Source organism: Allosediminivita pacifica (assembly GCF_003054175.1).
GTDB lineage: Bacteria > Pseudomonadota > Alphaproteobacteria > Rhodobacterales > Rhodobacteraceae > Allosediminivita > Allosediminivita pacifica.
On sequence record NZ_QBKN01000028.1, the window covers coordinates 29,943 to 54,253 of the forward strand.

Consider the following 24,311-nt stretch of genomic DNA (forward strand, 5'->3'; position numbering starts at 1 on the left):
CTATAATTGCACTAATACTAAAATTTTCGTTCGCTGCTGAAAACGGAACGCAGCGGAGAGATGGCATGTCAGAGCGCCGGGTCGGGGTCGATATCGGGGGCACCTTCACGGACTTCGTGCTGAGCAGCGGGGCAAGCGGGCGCACGGCGCTGCACAAGACCCTGACAACGCCGTCCGATCCTTCGGTCGGTGCGCTCACTGGACTCGATGAGCTGCTTGCACGCGAAGGGCTCGCGGCGGCGGACCTGTCCGAGATCGTGCATGGCACCACGCTGGTTACCAACGCGGTGATCGAGCGCAAGGGCGCGAAGGTCGGCATGCTGACCACCGAGGGCTTCCGCGACACCCTCGAGATGGGGAACGAGCAGCGCTACGACATCTACGATCTGGACCTGTCTTTTCCCGATCCGCTGGTGTCGCGTGATCTGCGGCGCGAGGTGGCGGGGCGTCTCGATGCGCTGGGCCGCGAGGTGACGCCCTTGGACGAGGCAGGCCTTCTGGCCCAGGCGCGCGCCCTGCGTGATGCCGGCTGTGAGGCGCTGGCGATCTGCTTCATGCACTCCTACCGCAACCCGGCCCACGAACTGCGCGCGGCAGGGCTCATCAAGGCGGAATGGCCCGACATGGCGGTTTCGGTCTCGTCCGCCGTGGTGGGCGAGATTTCCGAGTATCCGCGCTTCGTCACCACCTGCGCCAATGCCTTCGTGCAGCCGCTCATGGCGCGCTACCTGACGCGGTTCGAAAGCGAGCTTTCGGCGCGCGGCTTCGCGGGCGAGCTTCGGCTCATGACGTCGGCGGGCGGGCTGGTGCCGGTCGAAACCGCCCGCGCGCTGCCGATCCGGTTGCTCGAATCTGGTCCCGCTGGCGGGGCGCTCGCCACCGCATGGTTCGGCAAGGCGGCGGGGCTGCCCGACGTGCTGAGCTTCGACATGGGCGGGACCACCGCCAAGGCCTGCCTGATCGAAGATGGCGCACCGCATATCGCGCCCGTGCTAGAAGCCGGGCGCGAGCATCGCTTCAAGAACGGATCGGGCCTGCCCATGCGGGCGCCGACCGTCGACATGATCGAGATCGGCGCAGGCGGCGGGTCGGTCGCGGCGGTCGATGACGTGGGGCTGCTCAAGGTTGGCCCGAGCTCGGCCGGGGCGGCACCGGGACCTGCCTGCTACGGCAAGGGCGGCAGCGAACCGACAGTGACCGACGCCTCCGTCCTGCTGGGCTACTACGACCCGGAGCGCTTCCTTGGTGGCCGGATGACGCTGGACCGCTCGGCCGCCGAAACGGCCATGGAGCAAGTGGCCGGGCCGCTGGGTCTAGACCCGGTGCAGGCGGCCTGGGGCGTGCACCAGACGGTGGCGGAATCCATGGCCTCGGCGGCGCAGATCCACATGGTGGAGAAGGGCCGCGATCCCCGCCGTCACGCCATGATCGGCTTTGGCGGGGCCGGCCCGGCCTTTGCCGCGCGGGTGGCCCGCGTACTGGGCATCGCCGAGGTCATCATTCCGCCCGCCTCGGGTGCGGCCTCGGCCTTCGGCTTTCTCTCGGCGCCGCTGACCGTGGATCTCGTCCGCTCGCGCCCGATGGATATCGACACGGCACTGGGCGGCGGCATCGACGCGCTGGTGGGCGAGATGACGGCCGAGGCGCTGGCGGAGCTGGGCGACGCCGGTGTCGCGGAGAAGGACGCGAAGCTTTTCCCGGTGCTCGACATCCGCCTGAAGGGGCAGCTTCACGTGGTGGGCGTCCCGCTGCCCGATGCCCCGACCGAGGCAGGGCTGCGCGCCGCCTTCGAGGCCGTCTACCTCGACCGCTATTCGCGCCGCCCTGCCGAGGCGCCGCTTGAAATCCTGTCGTTGCGCCTGCGCGCGCAAGGCCCGGCGCCCACGCTCGAAGTTGGCACGGGGCAGCGCGCCACCGACGGCGCCAAGGCGCGCGCGCGCAAGGTCTGGACCGGCGATGGCTGGCAGGTGGCCAGCGTGCACGACCGTTCGGCGCTGGTGCCGGGCGTCGAGATCACCGGCCCCGCCATCATCGAGGAGCCGGAATCCACCACCGTGATCCCACTCGGCGACAGCGTCAGCGCCGATACCGCAGGCAATCTTCGCATCAAGGTGAAGGTCGCCCACGAGGCGGCGGTGAAGATCCCCGCCGACCTGCCGCTGGCCGAGGCCAAGGCGCGGCTCGAAGATGATCCCATCGCGCTCGAGATCATGTGGGCGCGGCTTGTCACCATCACCGAGGACATGTGGCAGACGGTCTGCCGTACGGCGTTTTCGCTCATCATCTCGGAAAGCCAGGACTTCGGCTGCGCGCTGCTCGACCCCGATGGCGAGACCATCGCCCATTCGGCCCGCGTCATGCCGGTCTTCAACATCACCCTGCCGCGCGCGGTGCGGCACATCCTGAAGCGCTACCCGGCCGAGACCATGCGCGAAGGCGACGTCTACGTGACGAATGATCCGTGGGAATGCGCGGGCCACCTCTTCGACATCGCCGTGGTCACGCCGGTCTTCTCCGAAGGACGTGTTGTCGCGCTTTCGGCAACCGTGGGGCACGTGGGCGACATCGGCGGCACGCGCGACGGGCTCTCGGCCTCAGAGGTCTACGAGGAAGGGCTGCAGATCCCGCCCATGCGACTGGTGCGCGAGGGCGAGGAGAACGAGGATCTCTTCCGCCTGATGGAAGAGAACGTCCGCGAGGCGGTGCAGGTGCTGGGCGACGTGCGCTCGCTGGTGACGGCGAACGCGCGGGGCGCGGCACAGGTGCGGCGGTTCCTCACCGAGTACGGGCTGCGTGACCTGCGCGGGCTGGCCGCCGTGGTGCAGGACCGCTCCGAAGGGGCCATGCGCGCGGCGATCGCGGCGCTGCCGGACGGCACCTACAGCTCGGAGGTCGATTTCAACCCGATGGGCACCCGCATGACGATCCCCATGTCGCTGACCGTGGCGGGCGAGCGGATTACGGTCGACTTCGCCGGGGCGCCGCCGCAGGTCGCGCGCGGGGGTATCAACTGCACCATGAGCTACACGCAGGCCCACGCGACCTACCCGCTGAAATGCATGCTGACCCCGGGTGTGCGGGGCAACGCCGGCTGCTACCGCGCCTTCGAAGTGACGGCGCCCGAGGGCAGCATCCTCAACTGCCGCAAGCCGGCGGCGGTGTCGCTGCGCACGCGGACGGGCTGGTATTCCTCGCCCAACATCTTCCGCGCCATGTCCAAGGTCGTGCCGGGCGCGGTGCGGGCCTATTCCGGCCTGCCGAGCGTACTGACCTTCTGGGGCACGGACGAACAGGGGCGCGATTTCTCGGAAATGCTGCTGCTGGGGGGCGGGCAGGGGGCCGGGCAGGGATCGGACGGGCGGGGCGCGCTGCTCTGGCCGACCTCGGCGGCCTCGTCCTCGATCGAGCTGATGGAGCAGCGGCTGCCGGTCGTGGTCCTCGAGAAGGGCTTTGTCACCGACAGCGGCGGTCCGGGCGCGGCGCGCGGCGGCATGGCCACGCGGGTACGCGTGCGGCGGCGCGAGGCCGTGGGCGCCATGACCTGCCAGGTGGCGCCCGAGGGCGTGGACCTGCCCGTGCACGGGCTTCACGGTGGTCTGCCGGGCCTCAGCTCTTACGCGGTGCATCGCAAGGACGGTCGGGAGCTGGACTGCGGCACGGGGGCGATCCTCACGCTGGGCGATCCCTCGGAGGAGGTCGAGCTGGTGCTGTCTGCCGGGTCCGGATTCGGCGATCCGGCGGAGCGGCCCGACACGATGGTCGCAGAGGACATACGGCTGGGTCGCATCAGCGAAACGGCGGCGCGCGATGCCTACAAATCCGCCGCCCGGTCCGAGAATGCCGCATAGGGCGACAGAAAATCCTTGCGTCAAGCCGATCTGGCGGCAAAATTTAAGTAATACTAAAAAACGGAGCAGGGACGCGTGACGGAGAGCGGACAGGACAACGAGCAGGCGGAGCGGCCGGCGATCGGCGGCAAGCTGCGCGCGCGGCGGCGCGAGCTGAAGCTGACGCTGCGCGACGTGGCCGAGGGGGCAGGGCTCTCGACCGGCTTCATCAGCCAAGCGGAGCGGGATATCGCGGTGCCCTCGCTGACCTCCCTGCACAACATCTGCCGGGTCCTGCAGATGCCGGTCCAAGCGGTCCTCCCGGATGCTATACCCGCGCCCGAAGCCTCGCGACGGGCGGAGCGGCCGTTGCTGAAACTCAAGGCCGAAAGCTCGGCCACGGGGTATGAACGGGTGTCCACCACCTTCCCCGGCTCGACGTTGTCCAGCGTGATCATTCACGAGGCGCCGGGCTATCGCAGCGAGCCGCAGACCCACGAAGGCGAGGAGCTGTTCTTCATCCTAGAGGGCAGCGTCACGGTGGAGCTCGAGGGCGAGCAGTTCGTGCTGGAGGCGGGCGACAGCCTGCACTTCTCGTCGCGGCGGCTGCACTCGACCTGGAACCATACCGATACGACCGCAACCATCATGCATACCTGCACGATGGATGTCTTCGGCGACCGCATCGCCGCCGAAGCGGATGTGCCCGGCGTGCATGCCGGGCACGAGGAAGCACGAGTGGCAGCCGCGGAGGCAGGCAAATGAGCGCATGGAACGACTACGCCGAGGCGCTGGCGGGTGAGGGAACGGAGCCGCTTTTCGCTGCGCTCTGCAAGCTGGTGCAGGAAGAGATCGGCGCACGGCTCTTCACCGTCATGACCTTCGATCCTCAGACCCGCATGGCCAGCCGGACATGGTCGAACATGCCCGAGGCCTACCCGCCGCAGGGCACCAAGCCCGCGCCCGAAAGCGACTGGGGTCAGATCGTGCTGGACCGTCACGAGGTCTTCGTCGCCAACACCATCGGCATCATCGCGGAGCATTTTCCGGATCACGAGCTGATCGAGAGCCTCGGCTGCGAGAGCTGCATGAACCTGCCCGTGGTCGTCGAGGGCGAGGTGCTGGGCACGCTCAACTGCCTCGATGCGGCGCATCACTACACCGAAGAGCGCGTGGCCCATGCCGCGCGGCTGGTCGCACCCGGGGCGATGTGCCTGCTGCGCAAGCGGGCCGAGGAACAGGGGAACGCACAATGAGCGGAACGAACGACAAGGGCCGGACCATCCGCGTCGCGACCGACGTGGGCGGGACCTTCACCGACATGGTCTGTTTCGAGACGGACCTTGCGACCGGCGAAAGCAGGATCACCACGGCCAAGTCCGACACGACGCCGCCGAACTTCGAACAGGGCGTGCTGAACGTGCTCAAGAAGGGCGGCGTGGACGCGGCGACGGTCGACTTCATGGCGCATGGCACCACGGTGGTCATCAACGCTCTGACCGAACGCAAGGGCGTGAAGGTCGGGCTCATCACCACCGAAGGGTTCCGCGACACGCTGGAAATCGCACGCGGCAACCGCCCGGATTTCTTCAATTTGCACTACGAGAAGCCCAAGCCCTTCGTGCCGCGCTACCTGCGCCGCGAGGTGCCGGGCCGGATGAACTACCTCGGCGAGGAAACCCAGCCGCTGGATCTTTCTCCGCTCGAAGGCATCGTCGCCGACTTCAAGGCCGATGGGGTCGAGGCGGTCGCCGTGTCGCTGCTGCATTCCTACGCCAATCCCGCGCACGAACTCGCGGTGCTGGAGAAGCTGCGCGAACTCTGGCCCGAGGTCGCGGGCGTGGGATCGCACCAGATCAGCCGCGAATGGCGCGAATACGAACGCGGCAACTCGGCGGTTCTGTCGGCCTACGTGCAGCCGGTGGCCGAGCGGTATCTCGGGCGGCTCGAGGACGGGCTCAAGGCCGACGGCTTTGAGGGGCAGCTCTACGTCATGCAGTCGAACTGCGGCGTGGACAGCCTCGAGGCCACCGCACGCATCCCGATCACCATGGTCGAAAGCGGTCCGGCCTCGGGCTTCTGGGGTGCGGCGGAGCTGGGCAAGCTGATCGGTGAACCCAATGTGCTGGCGCTCGACATCGGCGGGACGACGGCGAAATGCTCGCTGATCGAGGACGGTGAAGTCACCATCATGACCGACTACTGGATCGAGCGGGACCGTACCTCGGCGGGCTACCCGATCATGGTGCCGGTGGTGGACCTTGTCGAGATCGGCAATGGCGGCGGCTCGATCGCCTGGGTCGACGACTTCGGCAAGCTGCACGTGGGGCCGCAGTCGGCGGGCGCCATGCCCGGGCCCGCGGCCTACGGCAAGGGCGGCACCGAGGCGACGACCACCGACGCGAACCTCTGGCTGGGCCGGATCAACCGCGACTATTTCTGCGGCGGCGCGGTCGAAGCGGACATGGAAAGCGCCGGCGCGGCGCTTCAGGCGGTGGCCGACAAGCTCGGCGTTGACCGGGACGAGGCGGCGCGCGGCATCGTGCGGATCGCGAACAACAACATGGTCAACGCGCTCAAACTCGTCTCGCTCAACCGCGGCCACGACCCGCGCGACTTCGTGCTGGTGGCCTTCGGCGGCGGCGGCGCGATGCACGCGGTGGCGCTGGGGCAGGAGCTGGGTGTGAAGAAGGTCGTCGTCCCGGCGGGGGCCTCGGTCTTTTCCGCCTGGGGCATGATGATGTCCGATCTGCGCCGCGACTTCTTCCTGACCGCGCTGGCCGACGTGGGCGAGGGGGCAGCCGATGGCATCGAGGCCCGCTTTGCCGAAACCGAGGACCGCGCCCGCGCACAGTTCGCCGAGGAAGGCGTGCCGTCCGATAAGGTGGAGCTCAAGCGCTTCGGCAAGTTCCGCTACCAGAACCAGGAGCACACGGTCGAGGTGCCGCTCGACGGCGCCGTGACCGAGGATGCGCTGGCGCGGATCGTGGCGGATTTCCACGAGGCCTACGAAAAGGAATACACCTATCGCCTTGATGCACCGGTCGAGATGGTGGGCCTGCACCTTATCGCCTCGGCCGAGGTCGGCAAGCTCAAGCCCGTCGAGAGCGCGCTCACCGACGCCCCGGCGAGCGAGGCCCTCAAGGGGCGCCGCGTGGTCGATTTCGCAACCGAGGGCCGGCACGAGGCCGACATCTACGACGGCGAGGCGCTGTGCCCGGGCATGTCCTTCGACGGTCCCGCCGTGATCGAGGACCCGGGTACCACCATCGTCGTGAACCCCGGCAACCGGGTTGAGATGGACCGCTGGGGCAACCTGCACATCCTGATTGCGGCTTTGGCCGGGACGAAAGAGCTGGAGGCGGTCTGATGGCGCTCGACCCGATCACAAGCGAGATCATCCAGAACTCGCTTCAGGCAGCGGCGGACGAGATGTTCGTCGCGATGAAGAAGACGGCAATGTCCTCGATCATCTACGAGGTGCTCGACATGGGCACCGGGATCATGGACGCGCGGGGCGAGATCGCCTCGTCCGGGGCGGGCATCCCGGCCTTCGTCGGCGTGCTCGACAAGGCGGTGAAGGTCATCGCCGCCAAGTTCCCCGAAGACGGCCTGAAGCCCGGCGACGTCTACGCCACCAACGATCCCTTCTACGGGGGCGTGACGCACCTCAACGACATTATCGTGGCAATGCCGGTTTTCGCCGACGGCAAGCTGATCGCCTGGACGGCCAACATCGCCCACAACTCGGACGTGGGCGGTATGGCGCCCGGATCGCTCACCGGCGACGCGACCGAGATCTTCCAGGAAGGGTTGCGCCTGCCCGCGATCCAGATCGTCGAGGCGGGGGACCCGATCCGGCCGGTCTTCGACATCCTCAAGGTCAACAGCCGCATGCCTGACGTGCTGGAAGGCGACGTCTGGGCAGCGATCTCCTCGGTCCGGGTGGGCGCGGCCCGGCTGGAACAGATCGCGGGCAAGTACGGCGCCGGGGCCTTCGAACAGGCGCTGGGCGAGTTCATGGACTACGGCGAGGCGGTGTCGCGCAAAGCGCTGCGCGAGCTGCCGAAGGGAAGCTTCGAGCTGTCCGAGGAACAGGACGACGGCCGCACCTTCAAAGTCAGGATCGAGATCACCGACGACACCTTCAGCGTGGACCTGCGCGACAACCCCGACCAGTCCACCGGGCCGGTCAACTCGTGCCGCGACGGGGTCATGGTGGCTGCGCAGATGTTGTTCAAGTCGCTCACCGATCCGCGCGGGCTGGCCAATGCAGGGTCCTTCCGTCCCATCGAGCTTTTGACGCGGCCGGGGTCGACCTTTGACGCGCAGGAGCCCGCGGCCATGGGCTTCTATTACGAGATCGAGCTGCGCGCCTACGACCTCATGTGGCGCTGCCTCGCGCCGCACATGCCCGAGCGCCTTGGCGCCGGTCACTTCGCCAGCGTCTGCGGCACCTTCATCGGCGGTACCCACCCCGAGACCGGGCGGCAGTACACGATCATCGAGCCGCAGGTGGGCGGCTGGGGCGCCGCGGCGGGCAAGGACGGCAACTCGGCCATCTTCTCGAGCTTCCACGGCGAGACCTACAATTGCCCGGCCGAGATCAACGAGGCCCGCAATGGCGTCGTCATCGACCGGATGGAGCTGAACTGCGAACCGGGCGGCGAGGGCCGCGAAACCGGCGGGCGCGGGGTGGTCATCGACTACCGCACCCGGGCCGAGAACGGCTATCTCACCGCCGGCTACACGCGCTCCAGGTTCCCCGCCTGGGGGCTTCACGGCGGGCGCGACGGCAGCCCCAACTACGTGCGCTTCCTGCCGAAGGAAGGCGAGCCCTCCGAGTTCGCCTTTGTCTCGGCCATGCCGACGAAGCCCGGCGACGTGATCCGCGTCATCACCGGCAACGGCGGCGGCATGGGCGATCCCAAGGACCGCCCGCGCGAGAAGGTCGCCGCCGACATCCGCGACGGGCTGCTCTCCGTCGAACGCGCGCGCGAGGTCTATGGCTACGACGGCTGAGACCGATCGAATGCGCCACAAGAACCAATGAAGGACAAGGAATGAGGACGAAGGTTCAGGAACGGCTGGCGCGGCTGCGCGCGGCGATGAAGGAAGAAGGCGTGGACCTGCTGGCCCTCGGGCCGAGCGCGCATCTCGAATGGCTGCTGGGGTTCCACCCGCATGGCGACGAACGGCTGCTGCTGCTTCTCGTGACGCAGGAGGGCGCGGAATTTGCCATGCCCACGCTCGAGGCCGACAGCGCGGGCCAGCACACAGACCTGCCCATGCACCGCTGGAGCGACGCCGAGGGCCCGGGCGCGGCACTCGACGCGGCGCTTGCCGCCGTCGGAGGCAAGGATGCGAAGGTCGTCGCGCTGGATGAAACGGCGCGCACCGACTTTTCGCTTACTTTGCTCGACCGCCTGCCGGGCGCCCGCCACGTCTTTACCGAAACCACGGTCGGCCGCCTGCGCATGATGAAGGACGCGGACGAGCGCGCCGCCCTGAAGGCCAGCGCCCTTGTCGCGGACGAGGCCATGACCCGCGCCTTCGCCGCAATCCGTCCCGGTATGACCGAGGCCGAGGTGGGTGCCGTCATCAAGGACGTTTTCGCCGAGCACGGCGCCGCGATCCAGTTCTGCATCGTGGGCACTGCCGCCAACGGCGCCTTCCCGCACCACCAGACCGGCGACACCAAGATCAAGACCGGCGACGCCATCGTCATCGACATCGGGGCGCGGCTGAACGGCATGCCCTCGGACATCACGCGCATGGCCGTCGTGGGCGAAAAGCCCGAAGGTTACGACGAGATCCATGCCATCGTGGAAGGCGCCGTGCAGGCCGCCATGGCCGCAGCGAAACCGGGCGTGAAGGCGCACGAGATCGATGACGCGGCGCGCAACTACATCGCCGAGCACGGCTACGGAGACATGTTCCTGCACCGCACCGGCCACGGCATGGGCATCGAGGTGCACGAACCTCCCTACATGAACGGGTCCTCGCAGACGGTGCTGGAAGAGGGCATGGTCTTCTCGATCGAACCGGGCATCTACCAGCAGGGCAAGTTCGGCCTGCGGCTCGAGGACATCGTCTACCTGACTGCCGAGGGCCCCGTGCGCTTTTCCGAGCTGCCGCGCGACGTCGCCGTGGTGGGGGGCTGAACCTGATGCCCCGCGCCTGGCAGATCCACGGCTACGACGGTTACCAGGGCCTGAAGCTCGACGAGGTCCCGCTCGAAGAGCCGGGCCCCGGCGAGCTTCGGCTTCGGGTCGAGGCCTTCGCGCTCAACTGGGGTGACATGGACCTCATGCGCGACAACTACTCGTTCAGCTTTGAAAGCTTCCCCGCGCGGGTCGGTATCGAGGCGGCGGGCATCGTCGATGCCGTGGGCCCCGGCGTGGAGGGCTTCGAGTTGGGCGAGCGTGTCTCGACCATGCCCTATTTCTACTATGGCCGCGGCGCCAGCACCGAGAGCCTCGTGGTCGAGGCGCGCTACGTCGCCAAGGCGCCCGAGGGGCTGTCGGCGGTGGAATGCGCCTCGATCTGGATGCAGTACCTGACAGCCTATTTCCCGCAGGCGGAGATCACGCCGGTGGGGCCGGGAGATCATGCGCTCGTCACGGCGGGCACCAGCACCGCCGGGGCCGCCGCGCTCGAGGTGGGGCGGGTGCTGGGCGTCAGCACCATCGCGACCACCCGCAACCCGGCCAGCGCGGACTACCTGCGCGCCAAGGGGGCCGACCACGTCATCGTGCAGGGACAGGACGACGTCGCCGCGCGGCTGCGCGACATCACCGGCGGCAAGGGCGTGAACCTCGTCTTCGACCCGGTGGGCGTGGGCCTCATCTCGCAGTACAGTCCGGCGCTGGCGCGCGACGCGCGGATCTTCTTCTACGGGACCCTCGACAAGGAATGGCCCGAGCTGCCCTTCGTCGACATGTTCCAGGCCAACGCGACCTTCCAGCCCTACTCGGTCTTCAACTACGTGCAGGACCCCGAACTGTGCCGGAAGGGCATGGATTTCGTCTACGACCAGCTCGCCAAGGGCACCATTCGCCCGCAGGTCGACCGGCTCTTTCCGATGGAGCAGTACATCGAGGCCTGGGACTACCTCTCCCGGCCGCGGCAGAGCCACGGCAAGGTCGTGATCGAGACGGGGCTCTAGGCGATGGCGTTCGATCCCTTCACCCGCTCCGTGATCCAGGCCGGGCTCGCCTCGGCCGCGACCGAGATGTTCGCCGTCCTCAAGAAGACCGCGATGAGCCCGATCATCTACGAGGTGCTCGACGTGGGCACCGGCGTCACCGACGCGCGGGGCGAGATCGTGTCCTCGGGTGCGGGTATCCCGGGTTTCGTCGGCGTGCTCGACAAGGCGGTGAAGCGGATCGTGGGTCTGCATGGCGACAGCGTCAAGGACGGCGATGTCTTCGTGACCAACGATCCCTACTGGGGCGGGGTCACGCATCTCAACGACGTGGTGGTGGCGCAGCCGGTCTTTGCCGAGGGCAAGCTGCTCGCCTGGACCGCATCGATCGCGCACTGGAACGACGTGGGCGGCATGACGCCTGGATCGATGCCCGCGGATGCCACCGAGATCTTCCAGGAAGGCCTGCGGCTGCCCTGCGTGCGGCTCTTCGATGCCGGGCGCAAGGTGCAGCCGGTCTTCGACATCATCGCGGTGAACTCGCGCCTGCCGGAATTCGTGACCGGGGATCTCTGGGCGCAGATCTCGGCCGGGCGCCGCGCCGCCGCGCCCATCCTGAAGATGGCGGAAAGCTACGGCATCGCCGCGGTGCAGGACGCCATCGAAAGCGCCTTTGCCGAGGGCGAGGCGCGGGCAAGGGCGGGCCTTGCCAAGCTGCCGCGTGGGACCTTCCCTGTCGCCTGCGAACAGGACGAGGGCGACATCTGGCATGCCGAGATCCACATCAGGGACGAGGCCTTCACCGTCGACCTGCGCGACGCCCCCGACCAGAAACCCGGCCCCTTCAACACCTCTCACGACGGCACGCGCATCGCCTGCCAGCTGATCTTCAAGGTGCTGACCGACCCCACGCTTTTCGCCAATGCAGGCTCCTTCCGGCCGCTCGAGGTGCTCACCCGGCCCGGCTCGATCTTCGAGGCCGAGGCCCCCGCGCCGCACGGCTACTACTCCGAGACCCGCATCCGGCTGTCGGACATGCTGTGGCAGGCCATGTCGCAGGTCATGCCCGAGGACCTGCCCGCCGGGCACTTCAGCTCGATCTGCGGTACGGTGATCGCGGGCGCGCACCCCGAAACCGGGCGGCGCTACACCATGGTCGAGCCGCAGATGGGCGGCTGGGGCGCCACCGCCTCGCGCGACGGGCTCGACGCGATGTATTCCACCAACCACGGCGACACGTTCAACTGCCCGGTCGAGATCTGCGAGGCACGCTACGGCATCGAGGTCGGCTGGCGCAGGCTGTCGGACAGCTCTGCGGGGCAGGGGCGCAATAGCGGCGGGCGGGGGCTTTCCACCTGCTACCGCCCGCGCGCCAGCGCCACGCTGTCCGCCGGCTACTCGCACACCCGCGTGCCCGTCTGGGGCGCCGCCGGGGGCGGGGCCGGGGGGCTCAACAGGATCGCGGTCCGCCGCCGCGACGGGGCGGAGGAGGATTTCACCTTCGCCTCGGGCATCCGGATCGATCCCGGCGACGCGCTGATGATCGAGACCGCCAACGGCGGGGGATGGGGCGCCCAGACGCCCCGCAACAAGACCAACAAAGACCAAAGCGACCTTCCAACAGAGGAAACAGGATCATGAGGAAACTGACAGGGACGGGCCTTCTGGCCTGCTCGACGGCCCTGATGCTCGCCACCGGGGCGTTCGCACAGGACCGGCCACTGCGCCTCGACGAGGCCGCCATCGGCGAAATCGACCCCGCGAAGGGCAGCGATTACGCCGATACCGTGCTGGCCGTGAACCTCTACGAACCGCTCGTCTACCCCAACCAGGGCGCGCCGGGCGTGCAGCCGTGGCTGGCCAGTGACTGGACCATCGACGGGCTCGACTACACCTTCACCATCCGCGACGGCGCGACCTTTGCCTCGGGCAACCCGGTCACGGCCGAGGACGTGGTTTATTCCTTCGAGCGCCTGATGGCGTTGGGGCAGGGGCCCTCGTCCCTCTTCGAGGGGCGTGTCGCCTCGGTCGAGGCGGTGGACGACAGCACCGTCACCTTCACGCTGACCGACCAGTTCGCGCCCTTCCTCGCCTCGCTGGTGCAGCTTTCCATCGTCGACAGCACGCTGGTGCAGGAGAATGCCGAGGAGGAATACGCTCCGAACTGGCTTTCCGCCAACAGCGCGGGCTCCGGCGCCTATGTGGTGACCGAGCACGACCCCCAGGTCGAAACCGTCATGGTGCCGAACGAGAACTACAACGGCCAGGCCATGGATGCCGCGGCACCCGACGAGGTCACCTACCGCTACTCGCTCGAGGCCTCGACCGTGCGCGCGCTCATGGCCCGCGGCGAGCATGACATCTCCTCGCTCTGGCTGCCGCCCGAGGTTCTCAAGGCCATGGCGGACGAGGGCACCGTGCATCTCGAGGCCGAGCCCGGCGGGACCGGCGAGTATATCATGCTCAATACCCAGCGCCCGCCGCTCGACGACGTGCACTGCCGCCGCGCGCTGACGCTGGCCTACGACTACGCCACCACGCTGCAGCTTCTGTCGGTCACCGACGACATGGCGCAGGGCGTGGCGATGAACGGTCCCATGCCGCAGGGCTTCTTCGGGTCGAACCCAGATCGCCCGCCGCTGGCGCAGGACATGGAAGCGGCGCAGGCCGAACTGGCCGAATGCCAGTACTCGGTCGACGACTACCCGCTCGACCTTGCCTGGATCGCCGAGGTTCCGGCGCGCGAACGTCTGGCCCTGCTGATGCAGGCGACCTTCACGCAGCTCGGCTTCGACGTGAAGGTGACGCGGACGCCCTGGGCGCTCATCACCCAGCAGGTGACCGAGCCCGAAACCGCGCCCCACGCCATCGAGATTGCCGTTTCGGCCCGCACGCCGGACACCGACTCGCTTGCCTTCAACATGTTCAGCTCCAGCGTGCCGCACACCTGGATGTCGGCGACCTACCTTGCCGATGACGAAGTCGACCGCCTGCTGAACGAGGGCCGGACCGAGACGGACCCCGAAGCGCGTGCCGAGATCTACAAGGCCATGTCCGAACGTCTGCGTGACCTCGCCCCCGCCATCTGGGCCTACGAGTTCACCGGCGTCTACGGCGTGCGCAATGGCGTCGAGGTCCCGAACCTGCAGGAGGAGGGCAAGCTTTACCCGATCTCCGGCTTCTCGATGCTGTTCAAGGACATCCAGGTCAACGACTGATCCCTGTCTGCCGGGGCGGCCTGGTCCGTCCCGGTCTTTTTCCGAATTTCCCGACCACCCCGAGCGGAGACGCCCCATGCGCGTTCTTTGGGTCAATCCCGTCGGCACGCCGCGGGATGACGAGATGATGGCCGAAACCCTCGCCGCCGCGGCCCGGCCCGGCACACGGGGGACCGTCGTGTCCTACGCCCCCGGCACGGTGCCCGAACACCTCGAGTTCGACGCCTTCGAGGCCATGGCCGTGCCGCAGCTCGTCCGGACCGCCTGCCACGAGCGTGAAAACTTCGACGTCATGGTCATCGGCTGTTTCTACGACACCGCGCTCGAGGCCGCGCGCGAGGTGTCCGGCGAGATGATCGTCACCGGACCCTGCACCGCCGCCCTGAGCTTTGCCGGTGCACTCGCCGGGCGCTTCTCGGTCCTCGCGGGGACCTCCAAGTCCGCCGCCCACATCCGCCCCCGCATCACCGGCTACGGCGCCGCCGGGCAGCTCGCTTCCATCCGGACGCTGGGCCAGCTGCCGCCCGAGATGCGCGCCGATCCGGCGCTGACCGAGGGCCGCATCCGCACCGAGGCCCGCGCCGCCGTCGAGGAAGACGGCGCCGAGGCTATCGCGCTGGGCTGCACGCTCGAGATCGAGGCGGCGCTTCGGCTTGGTGACACACTGGGCGTCCCGGTGATCGACGCCGTGCGCGCGCCGCTCGGCCACGCCGAGATGCTGGCCCATGGCAAGGCATCCTTCGGCTGGTTGCCGGGCCGGGCCGGGGCGGCAGCCGCTCCCCCCGCCGCAGAGATCGCAGGTGCGCTCGCACCCCCCGACATCGCGAACCGAGTGGATTTCTGATGAACCCTGTCCTCCGACTCCTCCTTCAGCGGCTCGCCATATCGCTCCTCGTGCTCGTGGGCGTGTCGATCCTGATCTTCTTCGTGGCCCGCGTGGTGCCGGGCGATCCCGCGCGCATCGCGCTGGGCCCCAACGCCAGCCAGGCCGCCGTCGATGCCATGCGCGAGGCGCGCCACCTCAACGACCCGCTCATCATCCAGTACGGCTGGTTCGTGAGGGACCTCGCACAGGGCGACCTCGGCACTTCGCTCTATACCCGGCGGCCGGTGACGACGGATATCGCCGCCTACCTGCCGGCGACGCTCGAGCTTGTCTTCGTGGCGGGTGCCATGATGATCCTGCTGGGCCTGCCGCTGGGGCGGCTCGCCGCGCGCTATGCCAAGCGGGGACCCGACCATGCGGCGCGCTTTGCCGCGGTGGTCGCGGTCTGTACGCCGGCCTTCGTCTGGGGCGTGATCCTGCAGCTGCTGCTGGCCTACATCTGGCCGATCTTCCCGCTCGAGGGGCGCCTGTCCAACGGCGTCGACGCGCCGCCGGGGATCACCGGCTTCTACACGCTGGATTCCCTCATGGCGGGACAGTTCGCCACCTTCTTCGACGCGCTCTACCACCTGATCCTGCCCGCCACCGCGCTGGCGCTCTCGGGGATCGGCCAGTCGGCGCGCCTCACCCGGTCGTCGATGATCGAGACCTACCGCAAGCCCTTCATCGAGATGTCGCGCGCTTACGGTTTCCGCGAGGACCGTATCTCGCGCCGCTACGCCTTCCGCCCCGCGCTTATCCCGACGCTGACGATCCTGGGGCTCGACTTCGCGGCGATGCTCGCCAACGCCTTCCTCGTGGAAAGGGTCTTCGTCTGGCCGGGGCTCAGCCGCTACGGGGTGGAGGTGATCCTGCGCAAGGACCTCGACGCCATCGTCGGTGTGGTCCTCGTGATCGCGGCCATGTTCCTCGTCACCAACCTGATCGTCGACCTCATCGTGTCGATCATCAATCCCCGCATCCGCCTTGCCGAAAGGAGGGCCAAGTCGTGAGCTCCAAGACATCCTCCGTCGCCTGGACCGAGTTCAAGTCGAACCCGATCTCGATCATCGGCCTGACGCTGGTCTGCTTCTGCATCGGGCTTGCGCTGCTGGCCGATTTCATAACGCCCTATCCCGCACACGTCGGGCCCATCGGCGATTTCACCGCCATCAACCAGGCCCCCTCGGCGGCGCACTGGTTCGGCACCGACACCATAGGGCGGGACCTGCTGACGCGGATCATCTACGGCTTCCGCCTGTCACTCATCATGGCGGTCATGGTGCTGTCGATCTCGATGCCCGTGGGCGTGGTGCTCGGCCTGCTGGCGGGCTACCTCGGGGGCTGGGTCGAGTTCGTGCTGATGCGTCTCACGGACATCTTCCTGGCCATTCCGCCGCTGGTGCTGGCCATGGCGATCATGGGCTTCCTGCCCGCGACGCTGACCAACGCCATGCTCGCCGTCACGGTCATGTGGTGGCCCTGGTACACGCGGCTCGTCTACAACGTGGTGCGCTCCGAGGCGCGCGAGGGCTACGTGCTTGCCGCCGAGGTCATCGGCGCCTCGCCCCTCCACACCATGTTCCGCGAGATCCTGCCAAACTGCGTGCCGGCGATCCTGACCAAGCTGACGCTCGACGTGGGCTTCGTGGTGCTCATGGTGTCGTCGCTCAGCTTCCTCGGTCTCGGCGTGCAGCCGCCCACCCCGGATCTCGGGTCCATGGTGGCCGACGGCGCCAAGTACATGCCCGACGCATGGTGGCTTTCGATCTTTCCCGCGCTCGCGATCATGGTGCTCGTGCTCGGCTTCAACCTGCTGGGCGACGGGCTGCGCGAAGCCTTCGACGCGGAGGTGTGACGATGGCAGATCCCGTTCTCAAGGTCCGCGACCTGCACCTTGCCTTCCGCAAGGGGCGCCACACGACCGAGGTACTGCACGGCGTCTCGCTCCACGTGAACGCGGGCGAGAAGGTCGCGCTCGTCGGCGAAAGTGGCTCGGGCAAGTCGGTGACGGCGCAGCTCGCGCTGGCGCGGCTGCAGCAGGAAAAGGGTACGCTGGTCGACGGCCTGGTCGAGGTCGTGGGCCACGATGCCACCCATAGCCCCGCCGAGATCGCCCGCATCCGCGGCCACAGGGTCACGATGATCTTCCAGGACCCGACCTCGGCGCTGAACCCGGTCTTCCGCATCGGCGAGATCTTCACCCAGGTGCTGCGCGCCGGCGGCCAGAAGATTTCCGAGGCCGACGCCCGCAGGAAGGCCGAACAGGCCCTGGCCGAGGTGCACATCCCCGATCCCGCCCGCGCGCTCGACAGTTATCCGTTTCAGCTGTCGGGCGGCATGAACCAGCGTGTGATGATCGCCATGGCGCTTGCCAACGAACCCGAGCTGCTGCTCGCGGACGAACCGGGCACGGCGCTCGACGTAACGGTGCAGGCGCAGACGCTGCGGCTCATGGACGAGATGGTGACGTCGAAGGGCACCGCCGTGCTCTTCATCTCGCACAACCTGTCGGTGGTGCGGGAATTCGCGGACCGGGTCTACGTCATCTACCGCGGCAAGATCGTCGAGCATGGCCGGACCGATCAGCTCTTCTCCGATCCGCGCCACCCCTACACGCGGGCGCTCCTCTCGGCCGCGCCCAAGCTCATCGGTGGCGGTCTTCCGGACCTGCCCGAACATTCCGACGCCTTCCGCGATCCGCTGATCGTGCACGAGGGCTGCGGCGAACCCGACGACGAGGTGACGGCATGAGCGAGGATACCCTCCTGCGGACGGTGCGCCTGTCCAAGACCTTCAAGGTGGGCGACCACGAGGTGCAGGCCCTCAAGGACGTGAACATCGACGTGCGGCGCGGCGAATGCCACGCGGTCGTCGGCGAAAGCGGCTCGGGCAAGTCGACGCTCGCCAACATCATCCTGGGCATCTACCCGGCCACCTATGGCGAGGTGCAGTTCGACGGCGCGCCGCTGCGGCAGGACCGTCCGCGCGCCATGCGCCGTCGCATCCAGCTTGTGCAGCAGAACCCGCTTTCGTCGCTCAACATCCGCCGCCGCATCGGCAGCTCCATTCGGCTGCCGCTCGACGTGCACGGCATCGGCGACCGCGGCGGGCGCAAGGCGCGGGTCGAGGAACTGCTCGAAGAGGTCGGGCTCGAGCCCGAGATGGCCCGCCGCACGCCGGCCTCGCTTTCCGGGGGACAGCGTCAGCGGGTCGCCATCGCGCGGGCGCTGGCCGCCGACCCGGATCTGATCGTGCTGGACGAGCCCACCTCGGCGCTCGACGTGCTGGTGCAGGCGCGCGTGCTCAAGCTGCTCGACCGGCTGCGGCGCGACCGCGGCCTGACCTACATCTTCATCACCCACGACCTTGCCGTGGTGCGGGCGCTTGCCGACCGGATCAGCGTCTTTGCCGAGGGCGAGCGGGTCGAGACCGGCACCACGGACGAGATTTTCAGCGCGCCCAAGGCCGCTTTCACCCGCCAGCTCATCGGCGCGGTGCCGGTCGCCAGCGACGAGGAAGAAGCCATGCGCGAGGCGATCCGCACGACGGGACGCGCCGGGGTGGCATAGCACGGGGCCGGGCGGCGCCCGGCGACACAGAAGGAAGAGACAGGTGGCGACACGCATCGGCGTCGACATCGGTGGCACGTTCACCGATCTCATTTACTATGACGAATCCACGGGCGAGACGGTCGAGGCCAAGGTGCCGACCGTCCCTCATGCCCCCGAGGAAGGGGTGATCCACGCGGTCCGCGATCACGTGCCGGTACAGGTCGTGCGCGACGCGGCCTACTTCCTGCACGGCACCACCGTGGGCCTCAACGCGCTGCTGGAGCGTCGCGGCGCCGAGGTCGGGCTGATCTCCACCGAGGGCTTCCGCGACGTGCTCGAAATCCGCCGCGGCGACCGGGCCGAGATGTACAACCTCTTCTGGGAGCAGCCCCCCGCGTTGGTCCCGCGCCGCCGCCGTCTCGGCATCCCCGAACGCGTCCGCGCAGACGGCGCCGTACACCGCGCGCTGGACGAGGCCGCCGCGCGCGAGGCGATCCGCACCATCATGGCGCAAAAGGTCGATGCCATCGCCGTGGCGCTGATGAACGCCTGGGCCAATCCCGAGCATGAACTGGCGGTCGAACGACTGATCCTGGACGAGGGCTTCGAGGGCGGTATCTCGCTCTCGCACCGCATCTCGGGCGAATATCGTGAATACGAACGCACCTCGACCACCGTCATCGACGCCTTCGTGCGCGGGCGCATGTCCAACTACCTGCGCCGGCTGGAAACCCGTCTGCAGGAGCTCGGCTTTTCCGGCACCGCGCTCATCACCCGCTCGGGCAGCGGCTCCATGACCTTTGCGGAGGCCGAAGACCGCCCCTTCGAGACCATCATGTCGGGCCCGGTCGGCGGTGCGCATGGCGCCTCCGAGATCGGCAAGGCGCTGGGGGTCGAGGCGCTCATCACCGCCGACGTGGGCGGGACGAGCTTCGATACCGCGTTGGTGCTGAACGGCGAGCCACAGGTGCTTTACGAGGGCGTCATCGACGGCATGCCGGTGCAGACCCCCTGGGTCGACGTGCGCTCCATCGGGGCAGGGGGCGGCTCGCTCGCCCACGTTGACCGAGGCGGGCTGATGCGCGTCGGTCCGCGCAGCGCGGGCGCCGTGCCGGGCCCTGCCTGCTACGGCAAGGGCGGGACCGAGCCGGCATTGACCGACGCGGCGGCCTACCTCGGGATGCTGGGGCCCGGTGAACTCGCCTCTGGCATCACCCTCGACATCGCGGCCTCCGAAACCGCACTGCACACCGTCGCGGGTAAGCTGGGGCAGGACGTGGAAACCGTGGCCACCGGCGCGCTGCGCATTGCCTCGGCCGCCATGGGCGGCGCCATGCGCGAAGTGACGGTCGAGCAGGGACTCGACCCGCGCGGCATGACGCTTTTGCCCTTCGGGGGGGCCGGGCCGCTCATGGCCTGCCTGCTGGCGGACGAACTGGGTATGTCCCGCATCGTCCTGCCGCCCTTCGCAGGTAACTTCTCGGCCTGGGGCCTGCTGGGCGCGGACCGCGTGCAGTCGGCCGCCCGCACGCTGGTGACGGATCTCGAAACAGACGGGCTGGCCCGGGCGCAGGCGCTTCTGACCGAGCTTCTGGCGGGTCTCGAAGAGCGCGGCGCGCGGCCCGACAGGGCCGTGGCGAGCGCAAGGCTGGACCTGCGCTACAAGGGGCAGGAGCACTCGCTAACGGTGGAGTTGCCCATGGAGGGCGGCCGCATCACGGCGGAACTGCCGCAGATCCTCGCCACCTTCGTCGAGGACTACGAAAAGACCTTCGGCGGCGTGCTCGACGAGCAGGTGGAAACCGTCGCCGTCCGCGCGACCTACACCGAGAAGCTCGCCAAGCGCGAGGTGAAGGTCCCGGCGCCGCAACCGGCCCCGGCCGAGGCCCGCAGTGTCGAGGCCTGGTCCTTCGCCACGGGCCGTCGCCTGACCTTCGCCATCGTGCCGCGTGACACCATCGCAGGCCCAATCGAGGGACCGTGCATCGTGACCGAGGCGACCTCCACCCTCTACGTCGATACCGGCTGGCGCATAACGCCCGGCGGCATGGGCGAACTCATCCTCGAGCGCAAGGAGTCCTGATTTATGGAGACCGTTCTGCACAAGGCGGGCCTGTCGCGCACCGCCCCCTCTGACCCGGTGGACCCGATCACGACCGAAGTGGTGCGCCACGCCCTGAACTCCGCCGCGAACCAGATGAAGCGCGCGCTGGTGCGCACCGCCTTCTCGCCCGTCATCTACGAGGTGCTCGACTTCGCCGTGGCGCTCTATGACCGCGACGTGCGGTTGCTGGCGCAGGCGCCCAGCCTGCCCATGTTCATGGGAACCCTGAACTTCTGCGTGACCGAGGCCGTGAAGGGCATCGGCGGCGAGGAGAACCTCAACGAGGGCGACATCATCATCTACAACTGGCCCTACGGGACCGGCTCGCACCCGCAGGACCTTGCCGTGGTCATGCCAGCGTTCCACGAGGGCGAACTGGTGGGCTACGCCGCGATCAAGGGCCACTGGCTCGATATCGGCGGCAAGGACCCCTACTGCACCGACACGGTGGACGTCTTCCAGGAGGGCACGATCTACCCGGGCGTGAAGATCGTCGAGGCCGGCAGGATGGTCGACCCGATCTACCGCATTATCCTGGCCAACTCGCGCGTGCCCAAGATGATCGCCGGGGACCTCAACGCCGAGATCGTCGGCGTCCGCACCGGCGTGCGCGCGCTGCTCGAGGTCGTGGCGCGCCACGGCAAGGACGAGTTCGGCCGCGCGGTGGAGCAAATGTTCGACCACGGCGAACGCGTCGTGCGCGACTACTTCTCGCGCGTCCCGAACGGCACCTACACGGGCGGCGGCATCATGGACGACAACGGCGTCGAGGTGGGCGAGGTCCCCTTCGAGATCACCGTCGTGGTCGAGGACGACAGCGTGCGGCTCGACTATTCCGCGGCCCCGCCGCAGCAGGCGGGGCCGATCAACACGCCGGTGCCCTCGACCATCTCCACCAGCCGGGTCGCCATCTCGATGCTGGCGGGCATGGGCGAGGCCCCGAACGAAGGACACTTCCGCGCCATCGAGGTGGTGACCAGGCCCGGCACCATGTTCCACCCGCTGCCGCCCGCGCCCTGCTTTCTCTACGGCTGGCCCGCGGTGCAGGCCATCGAGGCGGTCTACCAGGCTCTCTCCAAGGCCTCGCCCGAGATCGTCCCGGCCATGTCGGGCGGCTGCATCTGTTCGCTGGTGCACTGGGGCACGCGCGAGGCCACGGGCGAACCCTGGGCCGACGGCGCGCCGCATCCGGTGGGGCAGGGGGCCTGGAAGGGCCACGACGGTGGCACCATGTTGCACATCGCCGAAAGCGCCACCCGCTTTTCCCCGGTCGAGGTCTGGGAAAGCCGCAACCCCTGGCTGCTCGAAAAGATGGAGCTCGCCGCGGATTCCTGCGGGCCCGGCGAATGGCGGGGCGGCTCGGGCATCGATTTCGCCTTCCGGATGCTCGAGGACACTTACGTCACGACCTCAGTCGAACGCACCCGCAACGGCCCCTGGGGCTTGCTCGGCGGCATCGGCGGTCGCGCCAATGACGCGGTGATCCACCGCGCTGACGGCTCCGAGGAACACAAACCCAAGGCCACCCGGATATCGGTGCCCAAGGGCGACCTGCTGTCGCTGCGCACCGGTGGCGGTGGCGGCTACGGCGATCCCGCCAGCCGCGACCCGCAGGCGGTGCGTGACGATCTGGCCGACGGCTACATCACCGAAGATCACGCCCGCCGCCACTATGGCCACGTGGACCTCGGCCCCGACTGACCGCCGGTACCGCATGCAAGGTGTGGCCCCAGGGCAACCCTGGGGCGCCCTGGCATCGGGGCGATGCGCGACGAATGCGACAAGGCTCGTCATGCTTGCCTTGAGGCAGGCAGGGTCAGTATCGTATGTCCTTGATGGGAAAAGGCGCCATCCCCGGCGCCCCGGAGGATGACACGCTGGACGAGCTGTCGCGCCAGTACAGGATCGAGTACAAGAATCGTGCCGAATTCGCGGTTCGGTGCGCTATCATCTTCGGCTCGGCCTATGTGCTCTACAGCTACACCGGCTGGGTGGCCGCGCTGGCTTGGATGGCGGGCTACGCCATCCTGCACGCGGCCTATTTCGGCTACCTCAGGCTTGCCATAAGCGGGCGCCTGCCGCGATCGCTTGCTATTGCGGCCAGCCTCTATGCCCTGTTGATATGCGCCTTCGTGTGGATGCCGATCTACCTCATGCAGATCGACGACCCGGCCCTGCACATCCCTGCCACGGTCGCGATCCTGGCCTTCATGCTCTTCATGATCAGCCGCGCCGACACGCGGCTCGACGTCATTGCCCTACAGGTTCTGGTGGTGGCCGCCGCCGCGGCCTCCGTCGCCCTGCGCGTGCTGAGTCATCTCGACGAACCGGCGCTCCAGCTGGTGATCCTCGCCTCGGAAGCGGGGCTGGTCGGCTACTACATGCAGACACTGCTGGTGGCGCGCCGGAACCGGCTGAACGCCGAGGCGGCGATGAAGGCCTCGATCCAGTGCCAGAAGATGGAGGCCATCGGCAAGCTGGCCGGCGGCGTGGCGCATGACTTCAACAACATGCTGACGGTTATCCTGGGCAATCTCGAACTGCACGAGCTGGCAGACACGCGGGTCGAGAAGATGGAGACGCTCGCCGCCGCCCGCGCCGCGGCAGAACGCGCGCGCGGCACCGTAGAGCAGCTCTTGACCTTCGCCCGGCGGGCCGATTTCGACGTCCGCGAAGGCGATCTTCGCGACTTCGTGCGGCACTCCATCCAGCTCGGGCGGCCCCTCGTCACCACCTCGATCACGCTCGACAGCGAGGTCGCGCTGCGCCCGCTGCCGGTCATGGTCGACAGGAGCCATCTGACCACGGCGATCCTGAACCTGATCATCAACGCCAAGGACGCGATGGGCGGCGCGGGGCGGATCACGATCTCCGCCGATCTCCTCGACCTCGACAGGCCGGTCATTGCCGCGGACGGTGGCGCGCACGGTCCCGGCACCTTCGCCCGCGTCACGGTACGCGACACCGGGCCGGGCATCCCCGAAGAAATCCGTCACCGGGTGCTGGAACCCTTCTTCACGACCAAGGAGGTGGGCGCGGGCACGGGGCTGGGGCTCGCGATGGTCTCGGGCTTCGCCAACCAGTCGGGCGGATTCGTGCAGATCGAGAATTCCGACGAGGGGACCGACGTGAGCATCGTGCTGCCCCTCGCCGCCGCGGCGCGCGGGCAGGAGGCGCTCGAGGACGCCTCCTCGCTGGCCCCGGCCGACGGTTCAAACCGGTCGACGGCCTGAGCGGCTCCGCAGGAGCTCCTATCTTGCCTCATGTGCCGGCAGAGGCGCAGAGCCTGGGCGGCTGATCCCGGCATGCCAGCGCCGGAGAGGTCTTTGTCATATGCATTGCCCGAAAAGCTGGGGAAGACGACCGATCCATCTCCGCGCGTGCGATGATCGAGAAACCGACATTTTCGCCTTGTTTCTCGGCCACCGCATCTCTAAACGGGTCCGCGGAGACGTGGCCGAGTGGTCGAAGGCGCTCCCCTGCTAAGGGAGTAGGCCCGGAAGGGTCTCGAGGGTTCGAATCCCTTCGTCTCCGCCATACATTGCTGATTTCATTGTGAAAATTCGGCTTTTGGCGAATTCACCCGCCAACGGACC

General features: G+C 68.2%; 17 protein-coding genes and 1 tRNA gene. All 18 read left to right on the forward strand.

Annotated features, from left to right (window positions below; genetic code table 11):
• The first annotated feature begins 65 nt into the window (after positions 1 to 65).
• The 18 genes from C8N44_RS18425 to C8N44_RS18510 all read left to right on the forward strand — a co-directional run bounded on the left by C8N44_RS18425 (position 66) and on the right by C8N44_RS18510 (position 24,252).
• Entirely contained in the window at positions 66 to 3,848 is a 3,783-nt protein-coding gene (locus C8N44_RS18425) for a hydantoinase B/oxoprolinase family protein (RefSeq protein ID WP_107978253.1), read from the forward strand.
• 75 nt (positions 3,849 to 3,923) lie between these two features.
• Positions 3,924 to 4,592 (forward strand): cupin domain-containing protein, encoded by a 669-nt coding sequence (locus C8N44_RS18430; protein ID WP_107978254.1) that lies wholly within the window; start codon positions 3,924 to 3,926, stop codon positions 4,590 to 4,592.
• On the forward strand, positions 4,589 to 5,083 hold the full coding sequence (locus C8N44_RS18435; protein WP_107978255.1) for a GAF domain-containing protein: 495 nt from the start codon (positions 4,589 to 4,591) through the stop codon (positions 5,081 to 5,083). Before C8N44_RS18430 ends, C8N44_RS18435 begins: the two co-directional genes overlap by 4 nt.
• Complete coding sequence (locus C8N44_RS18440) at positions 5,080 to 7,197, forward strand: hydantoinase/oxoprolinase family protein (protein ID WP_107978256.1); 2,118 nt, start codon at positions 5,080 to 5,082, stop codon at positions 7,195 to 7,197. Before C8N44_RS18435 ends, C8N44_RS18440 begins: the two co-directional genes overlap by 4 nt.
• Positions 7,197 to 8,849 (forward strand): hydantoinase B/oxoprolinase family protein, encoded by a 1,653-nt coding sequence (locus C8N44_RS18445; protein WP_107978257.1) that lies wholly within the window; start codon positions 7,197 to 7,199, stop codon positions 8,847 to 8,849. Before C8N44_RS18440 ends, C8N44_RS18445 begins: the two co-directional genes overlap by 1 nt.
• Before the next feature lie 41 nt (positions 8,850 to 8,890).
• Entirely contained in the window at positions 8,891 to 9,991 is a 1,101-nt protein-coding gene (locus C8N44_RS18450) for a M24 family metallopeptidase (RefSeq protein ID WP_107978258.1), read from the forward strand.
• Positions 9,992 to 9,996: 5 nt separating this feature from the next.
• Complete coding sequence (locus C8N44_RS18455; protein ID WP_107978259.1) at positions 9,997 to 10,995, forward strand: zinc-dependent alcohol dehydrogenase family protein; 999 nt, start codon at positions 9,997 to 9,999, stop codon at positions 10,993 to 10,995.
• 3 nt (positions 10,996 to 10,998) lie between these two features.
• The gene (locus C8N44_RS18460; protein ID WP_107978260.1) at positions 10,999 to 12,615 is read left to right on the forward strand and encodes a hydantoinase B/oxoprolinase family protein; all 1,617 of its coding nucleotides are present in this window, start codon (positions 10,999 to 11,001) and stop codon (positions 12,613 to 12,615) included.
• Positions 12,612 to 14,192 carry an ABC transporter substrate-binding protein gene (locus C8N44_RS18465; RefSeq protein ID WP_107978261.1) on the forward strand — a complete coding sequence of 527 codons (1,581 nt, stop codon included), beginning with the start codon at positions 12,612 to 12,614 and terminating at the stop codon, positions 14,190 to 14,192. The genes C8N44_RS18460 and C8N44_RS18465 overlap by 4 nt, the downstream gene beginning before the upstream one ends.
• 76 nt (positions 14,193 to 14,268) lie before the next feature.
• On the forward strand, positions 14,269 to 15,036 hold the full coding sequence (locus C8N44_RS18470; RefSeq protein WP_107978262.1) for an aspartate/glutamate racemase family protein: 768 nt from the start codon (positions 14,269 to 14,271) through the stop codon (positions 15,034 to 15,036).
• Positions 15,036 to 16,070 (forward strand): ABC transporter permease, encoded by a 1,035-nt coding sequence (locus C8N44_RS18475; protein ID WP_107978263.1) that lies wholly within the window; start codon positions 15,036 to 15,038, stop codon positions 16,068 to 16,070. The genes C8N44_RS18470 and C8N44_RS18475 overlap by 1 nt, the downstream gene beginning before the upstream one ends.
• On the forward strand, positions 16,067 to 16,915 hold the full coding sequence (locus C8N44_RS18480; protein ID WP_107978264.1) for an ABC transporter permease: 849 nt from the start codon (positions 16,067 to 16,069) through the stop codon (positions 16,913 to 16,915). Before C8N44_RS18475 ends, C8N44_RS18480 begins: the two co-directional genes overlap by 4 nt.
• 2 nt (positions 16,916 to 16,917) lie before the next feature.
• Positions 16,918 to 17,811 (forward strand): ABC transporter ATP-binding protein, encoded by an 894-nt coding sequence (locus C8N44_RS18485; RefSeq protein WP_107978265.1) that lies wholly within the window; start codon positions 16,918 to 16,920, stop codon positions 17,809 to 17,811.
• Entirely contained in the window at positions 17,808 to 18,629 is an 822-nt protein-coding gene (locus C8N44_RS18490) for an ABC transporter ATP-binding protein (RefSeq protein WP_107978266.1), read from the forward strand. Before C8N44_RS18485 ends, C8N44_RS18490 begins: the two co-directional genes overlap by 4 nt.
• 43 nt (positions 18,630 to 18,672) lie before the next feature.
• Entirely contained in the window at positions 18,673 to 20,694 is a 2,022-nt protein-coding gene (locus C8N44_RS18495) for a hydantoinase/oxoprolinase family protein (protein WP_107978267.1), read from the forward strand.
• Positions 20,695 to 20,697: 3 nt separating this feature from the next.
• Complete coding sequence (locus tag C8N44_RS18500) at positions 20,698 to 22,416, forward strand: hydantoinase B/oxoprolinase family protein (RefSeq protein WP_107978268.1); 1,719 nt, start codon at positions 20,698 to 20,700, stop codon at positions 22,414 to 22,416.
• A gap of 125 nt (positions 22,417 to 22,541) precedes the next feature.
• On the forward strand, positions 22,542 to 23,948 hold the full coding sequence (locus tag C8N44_RS18505; RefSeq protein WP_107978269.1) for a sensor histidine kinase: 1,407 nt from the start codon (positions 22,542 to 22,544) through the stop codon (positions 23,946 to 23,948).
• A gap of 214 nt (positions 23,949 to 24,162) precedes the next feature.
• Positions 24,163 to 24,252 (forward strand) — tRNA-Ser (locus tag C8N44_RS18510).
• Positions 24,253 to 24,311: the final 59 nt, after the last annotated feature.

Bases quoted from the DNA above. Each gene is read 5' to 3' on its own strand.
- C8N44_RS18425 (WP_107978253.1), top strand. From the start codon at position 66: ATGTCAGAGCGCCGGGTCGGGGTCGATATCGGGGGCACCTTCACGGAC.
- C8N44_RS18435 (WP_107978255.1), top strand. From the start codon at position 4,589: ATGAGCGCATGGAACGACTACGCCGAGGCGCTGGCGGGTGAGGGAACG.
- C8N44_RS18440 (WP_107978256.1), top strand. From the start codon at position 5,080: ATGAGCGGAACGAACGACAAGGGCCGGACCATCCGCGTCGCGACCGAC.
- C8N44_RS18445 (WP_107978257.1), top strand. From the start codon at position 7,197: ATGGCGCTCGACCCGATCACAAGCGAGATCATCCAGAACTCGCTTCAG.
- C8N44_RS18450 (WP_107978258.1), top strand. From the start codon at position 8,891: ATGAGGACGAAGGTTCAGGAACGGCTGGCGCGGCTGCGCGCGGCGATG.
- C8N44_RS18455 (WP_107978259.1), top strand. From the start codon at position 9,997: ATGCCCCGCGCCTGGCAGATCCACGGCTACGACGGTTACCAGGGCCTG.
- C8N44_RS18460 (WP_107978260.1), top strand. From the start codon at position 10,999: ATGGCGTTCGATCCCTTCACCCGCTCCGTGATCCAGGCCGGGCTCGCC.
- C8N44_RS18465 (WP_107978261.1), top strand. From the start codon at position 12,612: ATGAGGAAACTGACAGGGACGGGCCTTCTGGCCTGCTCGACGGCCCTG.
- C8N44_RS18470 (WP_107978262.1), top strand. From the start codon at position 14,269: ATGCGCGTTCTTTGGGTCAATCCCGTCGGCACGCCGCGGGATGACGAG.
- C8N44_RS18475 (WP_107978263.1), top strand. From the start codon at position 15,036: ATGAACCCTGTCCTCCGACTCCTCCTTCAGCGGCTCGCCATATCGCTC.
- C8N44_RS18485 (WP_107978265.1), top strand. From the start codon at position 16,918: ATGGCAGATCCCGTTCTCAAGGTCCGCGACCTGCACCTTGCCTTCCGC.
- C8N44_RS18490 (WP_107978266.1), top strand. From the start codon at position 17,808: ATGAGCGAGGATACCCTCCTGCGGACGGTGCGCCTGTCCAAGACCTTC.
- C8N44_RS18500 (WP_107978268.1), top strand. From the start codon at position 20,698: ATGGAGACCGTTCTGCACAAGGCGGGCCTGTCGCGCACCGCCCCCTCT.
- C8N44_RS18505 (WP_107978269.1), top strand. From the start codon at position 22,542: ATGTCCTTGATGGGAAAAGGCGCCATCCCCGGCGCCCCGGAGGATGAC.